Consider the following 16,743-nt stretch of genomic DNA (forward strand, 5'->3'; position numbering starts at 1 on the left):
TTTATTATAAATAAGACATATTGTCGTCTTATTTATAATGTTAAAATAATAATACAATAAAGGAGGATATGATTATGGGAGCACAGCTGAAAGACATATATAATGAAAAATTGTTACATGAATTTGGTGAAAAGGTTCATAATGTATATTGCAAATTTGATCCAAAAGGTTTTACTGATGATATTATTACTGGTGATTGGGATAGTCTCCCACTAAAAGCAAGGATGAGACGAATCACAGAAACTTTAGGGCAACACCTTCCAATGAGTTATGGAGATGCACTAAATGTGCTTTTTTCAATTGATGAAAGCTGTATTGGGGTTCCATATCTGTTCTTTCCAGATTTTGTGGAGGTATATGGTCAAGAAGAGAAATACTTGGAGCTTTCCATGAAAGCGTTGGAACGATTTACTCAAAGGTCTTCTTCGGAATTTGCGATAAGACCTTTTATAGTGAAGTATCCAGATCGTGTTATGAAACGTATGATGATTTGGGCAAAGCATCCCAATGAACATGTTAGACGCTTAGCTAGTGAAGGTAGTCGTCCACGACTACCTTGGGGAATGGCTCTTCAAATATTTAAGAAAGATCCGTCACAGGTTATTAATATACTGGAACAGCTTAAGAATGATCCTTCACTTTATGTAAGAAAAAGTGTTGCTAACAATTTAAATGATATATCAAAAGATAATCCTATTGTTGTACTTGATATAGTGAAAAAATGGATTAATATAAATCCCTATACAGATTGGATTTTGCGAAAGGGATGTCGTACTTTGATTAGAAATGGGAATCTGGAAGCCATGAAACTGTTTGGCTACACAAACTTTTTAGCTGAAAAGTTGCAGATTACAGAAGCGTCAATTTCCCTGGGGTTATCTAGTATAAAGATTGGAGAAAGCTGTGAGTTTAGATATGAACTTGATATTCCAAAGTGTGAATCGGCACATATTAGAATTGAATATGGAATTGACTTTGTGAAGGCAAGAGGAAATAAATCACGGAAACTATTCTTGTTGTCGGATAAGACTGTAGAGGGAGGAGCACATATTAGCGGTATCAAGATACACAGTTTTGCTGATTTAACCACCCGACGTCATTATCCTGGTGAACATAGAATTGCTTTACTGATCAATGGACAGGAGAAAGCATATACAATACTTAAAATAATTTAAGATTAATAAATAGATTACTTACATATATAGTGTTTTAATTTTTGGAGGTAGCAAAATGAAAAGTATACCCAATATCATATCTTTATTAAGAATATTGTTGTCTGTAATCCTGTTCTTTTTAAAACCATTTAGCATATTGTTTTGGATTGTATATTCTGCATGTGGATTTAGTGATATTATTGATGGATATATTGCAAGAAAAATTAATTCAGTTAGTAGACTTGGAAGCTTTCTTGATAGTGTTGGAGATGTTGTCTTTTTTGCGATTTTTAGTATTATTTTTTTAGCAAAAATCATAATTCCGATGAAGATATGGATATGGGTAATATTCATCGCTGTTAGTAAAATTGCTTCAATTATTATCTCATACCGCAAATTTCATGAATTTGTTATACTTCATACTTATGCCAATAAAGCAACAGGGTTTCTTTTATTTATTTTTCCATTTGCATATATATTTTTAAATATAAATATTTCAAGTTATATAATTTGTATTATAGCAAGTTTAGCTACAATTGAAGAATTAATTATACATTTGGAGTCTAAAGAATTATTAAGAGATATCAAAGGAATATTTTTCAGTTAACAGCACAGCTAGAAAGTTCAAAGGAAATAATTTGCACTGCATAGTTAGAAAATAGATTAATTAATCTATTTTTTTCTAGTAAGCATTATAGATATTATTACACTAACAGTAAGAATAAATATAATTATAAAGATTGAAATAGCTACAGGTATATGGTACATAAAAGAAATACCAAGCTTTATTCCTGTAAATATAAGTATTAGACCTACTCCGTACTTAACATATTCAAATGTGCTATGGAGTTTTTCTAAAAGAAAATATAAATTTCTAAGTCCCAATATTGCAAGAATGTTTGAGGAATATACAATTAAGGGATCAGTTGTTATTGCAAATATTGCTGGTATTGAATCTATTGCAAAGAGTACGTCAGATCCTTCTATTAGAAATAGTAAGGCAAATAATGGTGTTGCATGAAGTACATTATTTATCCTTATAAAAAATTTTTCTCCATGGAGATCTTCAGTGACTGGCATTATTTTTTTAAGGATATTAATTAATTTGCTGTTTTCAAAAGATACATCATCTTCATTGTTAATCATAATTTTTATACCGCTAAAAATAAGCAATATACCAAAGATATTTAGAATCCACTTAAAGTTACTTATTACAGCAATACCTAGCATTACAAATATAAACCTTAATATAATTGCTCCTAAAATACCATAACGCAAAACTCTTTTTTGATATTTTGGGATTATGCCAAAATTTGAAAATATCAATAAAAATAAAAAGAGATTATCAACACTAAGGCTTAGTTCTATAATATATCCACCAAGAAATTCTAAAGCTTTAGTTGAGCCTAAATAAAACCAAATGATTATATTAATTATTAAAGCTACACAGGTAATTAATAAAAATTTATATAAGTGTTTTTTAGTAGACATTATTTTCTCTCCTCTATCTTTAAATTTTCAAATTGGACTTATATATAGTTTATCCAAATAAAAAAAATAAATGTAAAGATGAGGAGAAAGTAAACACTAGTAGAACTTTTGAAATGTATGAATTAATTAAGTACTTTTTTTAGCTTTTTTTGTAAGCTTATTTTTCTATTGTTGACTGTAGAACAAGGCATGTTCTTCCAATTCGCGTAAGATTTTAAACTATTTTGCTTAAGCATATTAAAAACTAAAAGCTCCTTTTCTGGAGGAGTTAGGGTATCTATTAATTGAAAGAAGTTAGAAGAACTATATTTATAGTTTAGATTATCTTCAAAAGAACTAAAGAAGTTAGCATTTAGTGAACTAAGGTCACCGTCAAAGGTAAGTGTATTTATTCCTTGAACTTGCTTAGTTATATTAGATTTTTTTACAATAGCATAAATGGAATTTTTTATAGCATTAGTAGCATAAGCAACAAATCTATGAGATACAGGATTGTACATTTCTATTGCATGAAGTAATGTTATATAACATTCATTTTGGATATCTTCGAAATCATACCCATCTATAAATGCTTTACTAGAAAAGTTAATAATAAAAGGAGTAAATTCACTAATTAAATTTTCTTTAGATTTAATATCACCTGATTTACATAATGATACAAGGGATTCGATGTAATCATAGTTCATAGGGCGCCTCCGTTAAAAAAGATTTATAAATGATAATAGGTATAAAAGTAACTGGCCATGGCTACTTCTATACCTAAGATCTTAGGAATTATATACCTAAATATTTACATATTTATATTATCAGTAAAAGGTATGAATGTCAATAAGTTACAAAATAATAATGTTTCATACAAGCAATTTCAGCTTGATCTATTAGCATTTATACATATATGCGCTATACTTTAAGGTGTTTTCAAAATCTAGAATATTAAAAACAGCCAAGGCCTTTTAGGTCACTTTTCGTTGCTAAATGCATAAATGAAATTTCAGGTAGAGTACCATTTACGCCTCTTTTTTTGTGAAACTTATTCTCTTATATGAATATAGAATTTGAATAAAATATTTATCTAATATATACTATAAATGTAAAAAATATACGGAATGAAAATAAGGGGGAAGAATAATGAAATTTTTTATGAAAAAAATAAAATCTAAACTAATAAAAAATTTAGTTTTAATGACTATATTAGGAATTGTAGGTGGATGTACTGCTATGTTTCAGAGTCCTATTTATGTTAAAGCTTCAGAAAATGCAAGTACATACGAATCTGAAATAAAAGAAGTAGGCATGAGTGAAAATAATACTATAGTAGTTAGAGCTGATGGAACGGCATGGGGCTGTGGAGCTAATGATAATTATGAATTAGGGACAGGCTACAGGGAAATGGATGTTTGTTATTATTACAAAGTTCAGTCTAAGATACCAATTGATAATGTAAAAGATGTAAAGTGTGCTTCAAAATATACAGTATTCCTTAAAAATGATGGAACAGTATATGAATGTGGTGATGATCAGTATGGATTTCAATATTCATACTATCCTGGAATAACAACTCCAATGCAAAGTTCTATAAAAGATGTAACAGATATAGCTTGTGGTTCTAACCATTCAATATTTATAAAAAAAGATGGAACGGTATGGGCCTGTGGAAATAATGATAAGGGGCAAATAGGAAATGAGATTAATAATACTACTCCAGATGGAGATATAATTATTCATATGGGTGGGCCCCATGAGATTGGCATAGAAAATGTAAAAAAGGTTGCTTGTGGGTCTGATTATACAATATTTATAAAGAATGATGGAACAGTGTGGGGCTGTGGTGCTAATGATAAAGGACAATTAGGATTAGGAAATACTACAAATCAAACTACAATAGTAAAAATACCAATAGAAGATGTAAAGGATGTTAAGTGCGGCTCCGATCATACAATATTTGTAAAGAATGATGGGACAATATGGGGCACAGGATATAATGAAAAAGGACAGCTAGGAATAGAAAATTATATAAACCAATTTACACCAGTAAAAATATCAATGGAGAATGTAAAAGATATTAGTTGTGGTGCTAATCATACAATAATAGTAAAAAATGATGGGACAGTATGGGCCTCAGGATATAATAATAATGGACAGTTAGGATATAATTGGGATGATACACATTATAAATTTTTTCAGATATCTATAGATAAGGTAAAAAGAATTATATGTGGTGGTGATCATAGTGTTTTTATAAAGGATAATGGTGAGATTTGGGCTTCAGGAAGTAATGCTCATGGAGAATTAGGACTAGGAGATACTGCTAATTCTAAAGAAACTTCACCTATAAATATAACAAATGCATGGTATTTAGGGGCAAGGTATATATTAAATAAAACTGATAATAATTTATCTTATTTCAATGAATATGGTTCTTTAGCTACTATGATTTATGGTAAATCAGATTATGACGAAAATAAACCAATAGGTTATAAATTTGATGATTATAGCCTTGATATGAAGAGCCTAGTGCGTAATGGAACAGACCCAACAATAAAAGAAGTATTACCAGATGGGTCAGCTGTTACTATTGATAAGGATGGTATTTTAAAATATTTTGGAGGTTTTGTTCAAGAAAGTTTGCGTGTACAACCTAGGTACGATCTTGTTGAGTATGGTGCTGTTTGTCCTAAAGTTGATGATAATTCCATATTAAATGGTAAAGTAGTTGATAAAGTAAAATATGGAATGGTTGAGCAAACTCCTGTTGTTATGTTTTATATTAAAGATGGATCTGTCTTTTATTTTATTCCGGAAAATACAGTATCAGGGGGAGGAATTAGTTGGGTTGGATCAGGTAACAAAAATCCTAATCAAATAAAAGTGTTGCCACTAAAACAAAAGGAGTTTGTTAAAACAACTGTTTACAAAGATAAAAGTGCAAAAGCATTATTCTTCTTATTTCAAAAGGTAAATGGAGATTTAGTGTACTTTGATTCTAATAACAATGAAGTTTCTACTGGTGTTAATATGGGTAATGTTCTTCAAATAATTCCTTGCACTTTGAATAATTCAACTATATATTTAATGAAAGATGGAACTTTGAAATATTTAAATGATAAAGGAAAAGCAACAGATATTACCTTGCCAAATGGAACTTCAGTTCAAGGTGTGTTATCCAATAAGTTTATTAAAATGAGTGATGGATTAATTTATACTCTTAATAATAATGCTTTGGGAACTACTAATATATTAGAGAGTGAAATAAAAACAGCTGTGAATAATATTATTTGGATGAAAAATGGTATAGTTCAAACTGTAGATAATGATGGGAAAATTACAGTTTTAACTAATGTAAATGGAGCTTTAATTAAAGAGATTAGGGCTTTTGATAATAATAATGCCTTTATTGTAAATCAAGATAATACCACTTATGGAGTTGGAAGTTTAATTAATGGTGTTGATTTAAAGAGTAAGAATATTAACTATGATAATATAGGAACTTTTATATCAAATAATGATAATTCAAATCAGATGAAATTAATAATAATGAAAAATGGAGCAGTTTATGCATGTTCTTCAAATTTTAAAAGATCTGAGAAGATAGCTTTTGGTGGTAATGTTTTAGAAGGATTTCAAGAGAAATCATTAAATGAAGCAAAAGAGGCAGTAGATAAAGCAGAATCAAGGAAGTTACAAGAAGACGTAACAGCAGCTCAGCAATTGGTAACAGCGTTATCAAATGAAAATGACAAAACTGCGCTGCAAAATAGGTTGAATGCAATACAAATATCTGACACTTCTCAAGTACAATTAGATAATGCAAAGAGTGCAGTAGAGAAAGCGGAATCAAGTAAGTTGCAAGAAGATGTAACAGCAGCTCAAAATCTAGTAGATGCTTTAGAAAACAGTAGAGAAAAAACTGGACTGCTAGTAAGAGTATATGTAGTGCAAGTGTACATTAATAATGTGGCTGATGCTACAACTAAAGTAGCAAATGCAGAAAAGACTAAAACACAAGCTAATGTTGATGCAGCACAAGCTTCCATTAAGTTATTACCTATGGGAGATAATAATAGAACTTCATTACAAAGTAGATTAGATGCAGTGCAGGCACATATTACTTATGAAACACAATTGTCTAATGCTGCAAGTGCAGTAGCAAAAGTAGAAGTAACCAAACAAAAGAAAGATTTAGATTATGCACAAACATTAGTTACCATGCTAATAGATGGAATGCCAAAAACTACATTACAAACAAGATTAACAGCAGTTCAAATTTATATTGATAACCTAAATTATTCTACAACTAAAGTTGAAAATGCAGAAAGTACTAAAGTGCAAGTCGATGTTGATGCAGCTCAAGCTGCAATCAATTTATTACCAGAAGGAGATAATAATAGAGATACACTCCAAAGTAGACTAGATGCTATTCAAAATTATATAGATAATTTACCAAGTGCAACTAATATTAAGGTCACTCAAATTGGTAAAGACTCAATTTCAATAAGTTGGCAAACTAATTCTGTTAATAAATTAAGATATCAAATAAGAGTTGGTTCTCAGTATGTTGCAATAGATGGTACATTAACAGCAACTCCAACATGGATTTTACTTACCAACAAGAATTTTACTATTAAAGGATTAAATCAAAACACTTCTTATGATATAAGTGTAAATGCTCGTAATCAAGAAGGAATAGTTTGCTTTAAAAGTGGAATAGTTAATGTTACTACTTTAAATTAAGCATTTTAGATGAGAGAAAGCTCTAGAAATTTATATAATTTATGAAATTTAATAAACCTCCAATCGTTAATAAATCTAACGGTTGGAGGTTTGTTTATAATAAAGGATTAATACTCTTGAATAGAGAAATATTCTATTTTATCAAATGATATATAATCTTTAATTGGTGTACTTGAGCTAGAGGTTGGCTTATTTACAAAAATATAATAAGCTTTTCCTACACCGTTTGATCTTGAATCATACCAATTTAAGAAGGTGTTTAGTTCATCATTAGATAAATCATAATTCTTTGTAGTATTATTAGATAATGTTATTGTAAGTTTTGTTCTGTTTTCTATTTTAGAATTTGGGTCTGTAACTGTTACAAAACAAGATGCTACAATACCGTCTTTTGTAGTTGCAGTTATAGTTGAAGTACCAGCTGTAACAGCTGTTATTTTACCGGTTGAATCAACAGTTGCTATTGATGGATTACTTGAATTCCAAGTTACTATAGCTTCTTTAGGACTAGTAGTTGCTGTTAATTTATCAGTTTGTCCAACAATAATGTTATCTGAGGTTTTATCAAGGCTTATTTGACATAACTTATAAGCTTCTACTGATGATAATTCATTATCAGTTCTACCGCCAATTGAATATATATTATCATCTAAAACAACTGAGGTATGCTGGAATCTAGCATTTTTTAAATTAGATGATGTAGACCAAGTGTTTGTTGAAGGGTCAAATTCTTCAACAGATGATAAAGGAGTTGAACCGTTAGAACCACCAATCGTATATATTTTACCATTTAAAACAATTGAAGTAGCTGAAGTTCTAGCATCTTTCATATTTGCAAGAGATGTCCATGAATTATTGTCAGGGTTATATACTTCAAGAGATGAAAAATAACTATCAGTATCCATATTATATCCACCAATTGTATATATCTTACCATCTAAAACAACTGAATTATGGCCTCCTGATTTAGCATCTTTCATACTTGATAGGCTTGTCCACGTATTTAATGCAGCATCATATACTTCCGTAGATGATAAAGCATTGTTATCACTGGAACCACCAATTGTGTAGATCTTATTGTTTAAAACAACTGAATTAGAAGAATACCTTGAATCGTTCATTTTAGCTAGTTTAGACCAAGTATTGGTAGAAGGATCGTATACTTCTGTAGAGGATAATGCTGAATCTTTTGAATCACAGCCACCTATTACATATATTTTGTTGTTTAAAACAACTGAGTTTGAGTAACATCTAGAATCATTCATGTTTGCTAATTGAGACCAAGTATTTTTAGTAGGGTCATATACTTCAACAGAGGACAATGCTTCACTATTTGAATTACGACCACCAATAACGTATATTTTTCCGTTTAAGACAACTGAGTCAAAATCATGTCTAGGACTAGCCATGCTAGCTAAAGTAGACCAAGTATTTGTTGTTGGGTTATAGGACTCTAAAGAAGATAAGTCGCCATTTTTATCTAGTCCGCCCATTGAATATATTTTTTCATTTAAGACAACTGAAGAGAGCTTATACCTAGCATAAGTTAGATTTGATACAGTTGTCCATTGAGTCGATGTTGTTTCAGCAGCTCTTACAAAGATATTTGAATCTGCCAAGACGAAAAATAATGCAATTAACATAAATGTTAAGTTTTTTTTGATATTTGAATAAAATCTATTTTTCATAAAATATCCTCCTATGAGATAATTTCATTTTCATTATTATAATAATATGCTTGTAAAGATAAACAACATAAAAATAGAAAGTATTACTCAGTTATGTAAGATTTTATTTTTACAAATGGTATGTAATCTTTAGTTGGCAGCGAAGTATTATCATTAGGTTTGTTTAAAAATACATAATAAGCTTTGCCTTGCCCTTTAGATTTTAAATCATACCAGTTTAAAAATGCATTTAAATCATCTTTAGTCAAGCGATATTCTTTTGTTGTATCATTTGATAAATTCAAAGTTAGTAATACTGTATCTTTATTTGGATCATCAGGTATAGTTTTTTCTGTTACAGTTACGCTACAAGTTGCTTTAGCTCCATCTTTTGTGGTAGCAGTTATAATTGCTGAACCAGCTTTAATACCAGTTATATTACCTGATGAGTCAACTTCAGCAACAGTTTTATCACTTGATGTCCAACTTACTAGATTATCAGATGGGTTAGTAGTAGCTATAATTTTTGAAGTTCCACTAACTTCTATTGAAATAGAAGTTTTATCAAGTTTAATTGAATTTTCCTGATAAGATTCAATAGACGATAATGTCCCTTTTGAACTACGTCCGCCAATAGTATATATTCTGTTATTTACAACAACGGAAGTATGAATGTATCTGTCTGTATTCATATTTGAAAGCATTGTCCATGTATTAGTGATAGGATCAAAAACTTCTGTAGAAGACAATGGACTTTTACTACATCCCCCTATGGCGTATATTTTTCCATTTAACAAATTTGCAGTATGAAGACGTCTAGCATTATTCATGTTCGCAAGTGTTGACCAGGTATTGTTATTTGGGTCAAAAACCTCAATGGAAGATAAATTTCCTTTTTCGTTACATCCACCAATTGAATAAATTTTCCCTTCTAGGATTGTTGAAGTATGTTGATATCTAGCACTATTCATATTTGTTGTTGTAGAACAAGTATTAGTGTTTGGATTAAAAACTTCAACGGATGAGAGATAGCCATTTGAGCCAAATCCGCCAATAATATAAATTTTGCCATCTAGTACAACTGAAGTATGATAATATCTGGCGTTATTCATATTTGCAAGTTTAGACCAAGTATTAGTACTTGGATCAAAAACTTCAATAGATGATAATTTTCCACCAGCATTAGAACCACCAATTACATATATTTTGTCATCTAATACCACTGAAGTTGCATATTTTCTAGCATCGTTCATATTAGGTAAAGAAGTCCATGTATTTGTAGCTGGGTCAAAAACTTCAGCGGATGATAAAACTTCACCAGAATGCTCTCCACCCAATGCATATATTTTACCTTTTAAGGTAACAGAAGTGTGATTATATCTAGTTTCTTTCATGCTAGCTAATTTTTTACAAGTATTAGTACTTGGATCAAATTCTTCTAGAGTTGATAGTGCTATCTTTGAGGTATAGCCTCCAATTGTGTAAATTTTGTCATTTAGTACAACAGTAGTATGGTATTGCTTTGCATCGGACATATTTCCTAGAGTAGTCCAAGTGCTAGATAACGGTTCTGAATTAACAGCAGATGCATTAATATTTGAGATTCCTAAAAAAAACAATAATATACAAATAGAAATCACTTTTACTTTATTTCTCATTTATATCCTCCAATCATAATATATATATTATTATAATAATATATATATTATGTCAAAATAAAGAAGTAAATACAATATAGTACATATATCATCGAATATGGTTTTGGTGAAAATAGAAGTGAGGAACTTATTTTTGAAAAATATTGTAAGTTAAAAAATAGCCTGTGCTTTAACCTAAAGATTAGGATTACACAGACCATTTTTAATACAAAATTATATTGTAATATTTCTTTGAAAATCTTCACCATTTTGTAATTTGCACTTAACCATATAGGAGCCATTTGATACATCAGAAAATAAATATACTCCATATTTATTAGTTACTTGAACCTGGACTATTGTTTCATTACCTCTAGCATTTAAACTGTATAGAAAAACTGCAGTATTTGAAACAGGTACTTTATGAGATAGAATTGTTCCACTGATAGTACCAGTTGAATTGCTAGAATCCCTTATTAGGTTAACGTTTAAAGGAATGAATTTATAAGTTTCAACAGTCAATTCAATAGGGTTAAATGGAAGATATCCAACTTTTTTTACTTCCATAATATATTTATAAGGTAAAATATCATATATAATATATTGTCCATTATTATTAGAAGTTGTTCTGTAAATAATTTTATTAGGATCATCAGATGATTTTAAATTGATAATTGCATCTGGAATTGCCATATTTCTACCTTCCATTAGGATTTTCCCATATACTAATCCATTTAATAAAGCAGAGTTTGTTTTAAGAGAAAATGATAGTTCATAAACATCGTTAGGTCTTAAAACAATACATTTTGCTGTTGAAGTAGAATAATATTTTGCAGATGCAACTACTTTATATTCACCAGGATTTAATACATTAATGAAATTATAAATACCTTCTTCATTAGTAGTCGTATGAAATAGAGGATTTAGGTTTCTATCAAAAACTGCAACTGTTGCATTTGAAATTGGGGAATCCCTGTCAAAAACTCTCCCTGTTAGAAGAGTGCTATAACAGGGAGGATTTTTTTCTAGTTCAAGATTAATAGTAGCTTCTTCATAAGGCTGCATCTTAAAAGGATTACTATCTTTAAGAATATATTTATCTTCTATTAACATTTATTGTTAACCTTGAGTTTCCTGTACAGTAGCTTTTACACGATAATTTCCAGGAGCTACATTTGCAAATAGATATCTACCGGAAATATTAGTTTGAGTAATAGCTATAATCCTTTCAGTTCCACCTGTAATAGAATATAATGCTACATTTGCGTTAGCAATAGGTTGATTTGTATCCTCGTCAGTAATAACTCCACTTACTGTACCAGTATTATTTTGAGTATTAGGTGTTAGTATTAAATTACTGGTTACAAAAGCATTTGCTGCAACATTTAGAGTTCCACTTTGATTAGGATTAAAGCCAGTTCTTGATGCCGAAACAATATAGCTGTCAGGTGGTATATTTACGAAAAAGAATTGACCTCTATCGTTTGTGGTAGCTGTTGCAATTGTTGTAGGTGTTTCTCCTGGTTGAGGAACAGTTGTTAAAGTTACAGTTGCATTTTCTATAGGGGTATTACCAACGCTAGAAGTTATTATTCCATAGACAGTTCCCAAGTTTGCATTTGGATTTGTTTCTAAAGGAATATTTATAGTAGTAGTTTCATCATCTTGAATAGTTACAGGTATGGAGTTTGATAAAAGAAATCCAGGGGCAACTGCAACAACACTATATGAGCCTGCTGGCACATTTTCAAAAGAATAATTTCCGTTTTGATCTGTAGTTGTGTGTTCAAAAGGCTCATTATTTGCATCAAATAATTTAACGGTAGCGCCAGCAACTCCTGTGCCACCTGAGGTTACTTGTCCTTCTAAAGTTCCAGTAGTTAATGCTTCATTAGTAGTTAAATTTAAATTTTCAGTTTTTTCTTCTCTGCCTGTAATAACAAATGGATCACTATATCCAATATCATATAAATTAACGAAAGGCATTTCTTTTCTCCTTCTTTCTTAATCTTAAGATTCTATTTTAAATTTTGTTGATTTGTCTATTAATCACAATATAGCTTATGCAATGAAAGTGATATTTGTTAATTAAATTAAGAAATATGTATTAATATGTTGTTTTAAATGTGAAATTAAATCTAGGAGAGTATAAAATTTCAAAAATGGACAATACTTAAAGGTAGCGTTAGAGACTTAAAAATAATACTTAATTTAGAGAGGATGGTTAAATGTTAAAATTAATATCAAGGGAAACTAAAGATAGGTATAGTAAAATACTTAAGGAAATGGGAGTAATAGGAGAAGGTGTTTTGGAAAAGAATAAGGTAGCTGCATTATATATAATATGTGCTAAGGAAAATTTATGGGATAATAGAAAATTATTATTTGATCTTAGTAACCAGAATATAAAAGAAGAAGGATTTAAATTAGTTAAGGGAAAGGGAAATAGAGCATTAGTTCTATTAGCTTTTAATCTATTTAATAGTTACAAGGATGATGAAACAGATGTGTTCAGCATAGTGCAAAAGATTGATAGACAGGATAGAGATATTGTTATTAATGCAATTAATATAATTTGGACAGCAGCTTAAAATGTAAAGCTGCTGCTCTTATTTTAAAAAGTTCTTTTTTAGGAAATCTTCTTTGGTATTATTTATATCGTTTATATTTATTATACTAATGTCTTTTTGAGGCATAGTGCTTTTATAAATTCTTATACTTTGATTTCTAATTAAAATGTCCACTAAACTTTCAATCAATAAGTTGTTTTTTAGAATTAAGTTCTCACTGGCATAGACCTCATTTATTAAATCCTTTAGGGAATCATAAGCACCGTCTTCTAGAGTGAATTCTTTAGTATTTAATAAGTGGATAGCAAGATTTAAAAGTTCTTCTTTATTATAGTTTTCAAAATCTAACCATACTGGAAAGCGCATATTAATATATGGATTGTTTAACATAAGTTTTTTGTAATCTAACTTAGAGCATCCAAGAACTAATACAACTTTATTTTTGCTTTTTTCGATAAAATTTAAAAATGATATAAATATTTCGTCGTATCTTGAATCATTTAGAACTACATCAAGGCAGTATATAAATAATATTTTTCCTAAAAATTTATTTAAAATATCTTCTAGTTTAGATCCTTTATTGATTTCTGAAATTATTTCAAAGCCGTTTATTTCAAAAATACTTTTAGCTTTTACTATACCTTGACTATAATACATTTCTGAAAGCAGGTTTAAAAATTCCTTTTTACCGGTACCAATTTCTCCAGTTATGATCATATTCAAATTTCTTGTAATATCTGTGCGAATACCAGCTTTTCTTCTTTTGGCTTCAACTTTTATTAAAGAATATTGGCACCTTAAAAATTTTTTCGCTTCTTCCTTTAATCTTACATCTTTTAATCTATCATCTAAGTTGAATTTATTGTCTATAGAAATAGATTGAATTGATTCTATATCTTTTGAAGTTATCAAGTTCATTTCATAAACACTAATATCCTCTTCAGCAATTCTTATACTTTGATTTCTTATAATATTTTCAATATAATTTCTAACCATTCTGCCATTTCCAGACTGAGAATCAGCATTTTCGTAAATTTCTTCAAAGCTTTTTTTAAGAGTACCATAAGCATTTTTAGATAACTTAAATCCTTGTGATTCAATTAATCTAATAGACATTTCGAAAAGTTCACTAGGGTTATAATCTTTAAAGTTAGTCCATAGAGGAAATCTTGATCTTAACCCTATGTTCACATCGAAAAAGTCCTCCATTTCCTTTTCATATCCAGCTAAAATAACTATTACATCTTTTGAGTGATCTTCAATTAGTTTTAGTAAAGTTTCAATTGCCTCAATGCCTAAGGAATCATTTGCTAGTGTATAGGCTTCATCAATGAAAAGAATTCCGCCAATGGCTTCTTTAAATTTCTTCTCCGTCTTTTTGGCAGTTTCACCTGGAATTTCTGAAATAAAACTAGATCTATCTGTTTCTACTAACTGACCAACTTTTAAAAGACCAATACTATTTAGCATTTCGGCAACAAGTCTTGCAATACTTGTTTTTCCTGTACCTGGATTGCCTATAAAAACCATATTTAAGTTTTGCTGTACCTTAGTTATTACTCCAACTGATTTCCTTTTTTCTTCAGCTACTATAAGTTTATATTGGCTTTTAATAATATTTTTTACTTCTTCTAATCCAATAATATTTTTTAACTTTTCTTCTAAATCAAATTTTGCATTACGTCTAAAGTTAAAGTCATCTCTTTCTAATAGATCAATTTCTTTATTATTGTCAATGAGATATTTTTTTGAAGCATCAAGAATAGCATTTTCTATTATATTTCTTACAAATCGAGCATTTCCTAAGTCATTTTTACCTGCAATTTGATTTCGAGTAAAAAGATCAATTAAGCCATTTTTAACATTTCTAGCAATTCTATAACCTTTAGATTTTGCAATTTTTACGGATAATTCATACATCTCAGCTGGAGTGTAATCTTCAAAATGGATTTTATTTGGAAATCTTGATTTTAATCCTTGATTAAGACTTAAAAAATATTCCATATCATTTTCATAGCCAGCTAGGATAACTACAATGTTATCTTTATTATCTTCAACACCTTTAAGTAAAGCATCTACTATTTCAATACCTATTTTATCATCTTCGCCTTTGCAAAGAGAATAAGCTTCATCTATAAATAAAACACCACCTAAAGCTGAATATATTATGTCATTAGTTCTTTTTGCTATATCAATATTATTTTCTGAGAAAAAATCAGCTTTGCTAACTTCTTTGAAGATTCTTTTTTTCAAAACACCTAAGGTACTTAAAAATTCAAATGTTATTTTAGCAGCATTGGTTTTTCCAGTACCAGCATTACCTGTAAAAATCATATTCATAGAAATTCTAGCGGTTCTCATGCCAAGCTTTTCTCTAATTTTTTGAACTTTTATATTATTATGTATGTTATGAAGAAATTCTTTTAATTGATTCATTCCGGTAGTTGAATTAAGTTTATAACATACTTCATCAAATGTTGGGGTTGAATAATGAGTTAAATTATAAAGACCATCTTCTGTTTTGCAAAATATTTTGTTATGTTCTACATATAAATGAAGTGTTGATTTAGTGTTGACCTGATTTTCAAAAAACAAATTGTTTATAGGATGATAGATTTTATATTTTATGTATTTGTCTATTCCAAAACTACTATCATTAGTATAATCAGCTTGTAAAAATTTCAAGAGAATATTTTCTTCTTCAGGTAGACCTAAAGATATGTCAATATTAAAATTATTTTCAAGCTTATTTAAGTTTTTAAATAGTCCAATTTTTATTACTTCGTAATTTTCTGCTGAATCTAAGTCTCTTGTTATCAATACCTGGTCAACTTTATTTGAAAATTTTTTGCTTATTTCACTATCTTTATCATTTGATACGAATACAAAGAATTTATTATGGCATATAAAATGATTTATTTTATCCTTGTCTTGCAAATTAGCTTTTATTAAAAATTTATTTTTAATTACATATTCATCATTTAATAGAATACAGGTATTAGGGTATATATTAAGTAAGACTTCTGAGATTTCTTCTGTAGCTTTTTCAAGATTTTTAAATAATAAACATTCTCTATGGTTATTTAATTTTTCGTACAGATCAGTGATAAAGGCATTGTAACCTAGATTGAAGTCATATGAGGATAAATCTAACTCATCAATATTTTCATTTTCAACTAGGTTTTCGACTTTTAAATTTTCAAAAAGTAACCTAATACTAGTCTTTTTTGCAGTGTTCTTTTCTCCTAGAATTAAGAGAGAGCCCTTAAGGTTGTCATTGAGCTTTATAAAGAAATATTTACATAACTCACTTAAGTAATCATGTTGTCCTATTAATTCATTATTTAAAATTTTTTCTATATTTGATATTTTAACTTCTATATTATTATTCATTAATAAATCCTCGCTGTATATATATTACTTTCTTAGTTTGTATAAAAAAAACACTAATATTCATTTGTGCATATTAATTTATAAAGAGACATAAAATATT

Annotated in this window: 10 protein-coding genes and 1 pseudogene; 4 read left to right on the plus strand and 7 right to left on the minus strand. The window is 29.0% G+C overall.

The genetic code is table 11. From position 1 onward, the window contains the following. The first annotated feature begins 74 nt into the window (after nucleotides 1-74). Nucleotides 75-1,175, plus strand: a complete 1,101-nt coding sequence (locus FAY47_RS14785) for a DNA alkylation repair protein (protein ID WP_143317677.1) — start codon at nucleotides 75-77, stop codon at nucleotides 1,173-1,175. A gap of 55 nt (nucleotides 1,176-1,230) precedes the next feature. After that, nucleotides 1,231-1,761, plus strand: coding sequence for a CDP-alcohol phosphatidyltransferase family protein (locus tag FAY47_RS14790; protein ID WP_143317678.1), 531 nt, complete (start codon nucleotides 1,231-1,233; stop codon nucleotides 1,759-1,761). A gap of 65 nt (nucleotides 1,762-1,826) precedes the next feature. Here FAY47_RS14790 and FAY47_RS14795 read toward each other — a convergent pair. Both FAY47_RS14795 and FAY47_RS14800 read right to left on the minus strand, forming a co-directional pair. Beyond that, nucleotides 1,827-2,651 (minus strand): annotated as a pseudogene (locus FAY47_RS14795) (TerC/Alx family metal homeostasis membrane protein); the annotation flags it as partial. 116 nt (nucleotides 2,652-2,767) lie between these two features. Next, nucleotides 2,768-3,331 (minus strand): sigma-70 family RNA polymerase sigma factor, encoded by a 564-nt coding sequence (locus FAY47_RS14800; RefSeq protein WP_143317680.1) that lies wholly within the window; start codon nucleotides 3,329-3,331, stop codon nucleotides 2,768-2,770. A 442-nt stretch (nucleotides 3,332-3,773) separates the two neighbouring features. Between FAY47_RS14800 and FAY47_RS14810 the strand changes: the two genes are divergently transcribed. Continuing rightward, nucleotides 3,774-7,376: a fibronectin type III domain-containing protein gene (locus FAY47_RS14810; RefSeq protein ID WP_143317681.1), complete on the plus strand. Its 3,603-nt coding sequence runs from the start codon at nucleotides 3,774-3,776 to the stop codon at nucleotides 7,374-7,376. A 107-nt stretch (nucleotides 7,377-7,483) separates the two neighbouring features. Here the strand turns inward: FAY47_RS14810 and FAY47_RS14815 are convergent, their stop codons facing one another. The 4 genes from FAY47_RS14815 to FAY47_RS14830 all read right to left on the minus strand — a co-directional run bounded on the left by FAY47_RS14815 (nucleotide 7,484) and on the right by FAY47_RS14830 (nucleotide 12,666). Continuing rightward, on the minus strand, nucleotides 7,484-9,064 hold the full coding sequence (locus FAY47_RS14815; protein WP_143317682.1) for a kelch repeat-containing protein: 1,581 nt from the start codon (nucleotides 9,062-9,064) through the stop codon (nucleotides 7,484-7,486). Nucleotides 9,065-9,147: 83 nt separating this feature from the next. Beyond that, nucleotides 9,148-10,701: a kelch repeat-containing protein gene (locus FAY47_RS14820; RefSeq protein WP_143317683.1), complete on the minus strand. Its 1,554-nt coding sequence runs from the start codon at nucleotides 10,699-10,701 to the stop codon at nucleotides 9,148-9,150. Nucleotides 10,702-10,914: 213 nt separating this feature from the next. Beyond that, nucleotides 10,915-11,793, minus strand: a complete 879-nt coding sequence (locus FAY47_RS14825) for a carboxypeptidase-like regulatory domain-containing protein (RefSeq protein ID WP_143317684.1) — start codon at nucleotides 11,791-11,793, stop codon at nucleotides 10,915-10,917. Nucleotides 11,794-11,799: 6 nt separating this feature from the next. Next, nucleotides 11,800-12,666 carry a carboxypeptidase-like regulatory domain-containing protein gene (locus FAY47_RS14830; protein WP_143317685.1) on the minus strand — a complete coding sequence of 289 codons (867 nt, stop codon included), beginning with the start codon at nucleotides 12,664-12,666 and terminating at the stop codon, nucleotides 11,800-11,802. A 242-nt stretch (nucleotides 12,667-12,908) separates the two neighbouring features. Here FAY47_RS14830 and FAY47_RS14835 point away from each other — a divergent pair, with 242 nt between their 5' ends. Beyond that, nucleotides 12,909-13,271: a DUF6075 family protein gene (locus FAY47_RS14835; RefSeq protein ID WP_143317686.1), complete on the plus strand. Its 363-nt coding sequence runs from the start codon at nucleotides 12,909-12,911 to the stop codon at nucleotides 13,269-13,271. Between the two features lie 18 nt (nucleotides 13,272-13,289). Here the strand turns inward: FAY47_RS14835 and FAY47_RS14840 are convergent, their stop codons facing one another. Next, nucleotides 13,290-16,643, minus strand: a complete 3,354-nt coding sequence (locus tag FAY47_RS14840; RefSeq protein WP_143317687.1) for an AAA family ATPase — start codon at nucleotides 16,641-16,643, stop codon at nucleotides 13,290-13,292. Nucleotides 16,644-16,743 lie beyond the last annotated feature (100 nt).

This window comes from Clostridium sp. HBUAS56017 (assembly GCF_007115085.1).
GTDB lineage: Bacteria > Bacillota > Clostridia > Clostridiales > Clostridiaceae > Clostridium > Clostridium cibarium.

What these genes read in the sequence shown, in the direction of transcription:
- FAY47_RS14840 (WP_143317687.1), bottom strand. Translation starts at nt 16,643, where the DNA reads ATGAATAATAATATAGAAGTTAAAATATCAAATATAGAAAAAATTTTA.
- FAY47_RS14785 (WP_143317677.1), top strand. Translation starts at nt 75, where the DNA reads ATGGGAGCACAGCTGAAAGACATATATAATGAAAAATTGTTACATGAA.
- FAY47_RS14790 (WP_143317678.1), top strand. Translation starts at nt 1,231, where the DNA reads ATGAAAAGTATACCCAATATCATATCTTTATTAAGAATATTGTTGTCT.
- FAY47_RS14830 (WP_143317685.1), bottom strand. Translation starts at nt 12,666, where the DNA reads ATGCCTTTCGTTAATTTATATGATATTGGATATAGTGATCCATTTGTT.
- FAY47_RS14800 (WP_143317680.1), bottom strand. Translation starts at nt 3,331, where the DNA reads ATGAACTATGATTACATCGAATCCCTTGTATCATTATGTAAATCAGGT.
- FAY47_RS14815 (WP_143317682.1), bottom strand. Translation starts at nt 9,064, where the DNA reads ATGAAAAATAGATTTTATTCAAATATCAAAAAAAACTTAACATTTATG.
- FAY47_RS14825 (WP_143317684.1), bottom strand. Translation starts at nt 11,793, where the DNA reads ATGTTAATAGAAGATAAATATATTCTTAAAGATAGTAATCCTTTTAAG.
- FAY47_RS14820 (WP_143317683.1), bottom strand. Translation starts at nt 10,701, where the DNA reads ATGAGAAATAAAGTAAAAGTGATTTCTATTTGTATATTATTGTTTTTT.
- FAY47_RS14810 (WP_143317681.1), top strand. Translation starts at nt 3,774, where the DNA reads ATGAAATTTTTTATGAAAAAAATAAAATCTAAACTAATAAAAAATTTA.
- FAY47_RS14835 (WP_143317686.1), top strand. Translation starts at nt 12,909, where the DNA reads ATGTTAAAATTAATATCAAGGGAAACTAAAGATAGGTATAGTAAAATA.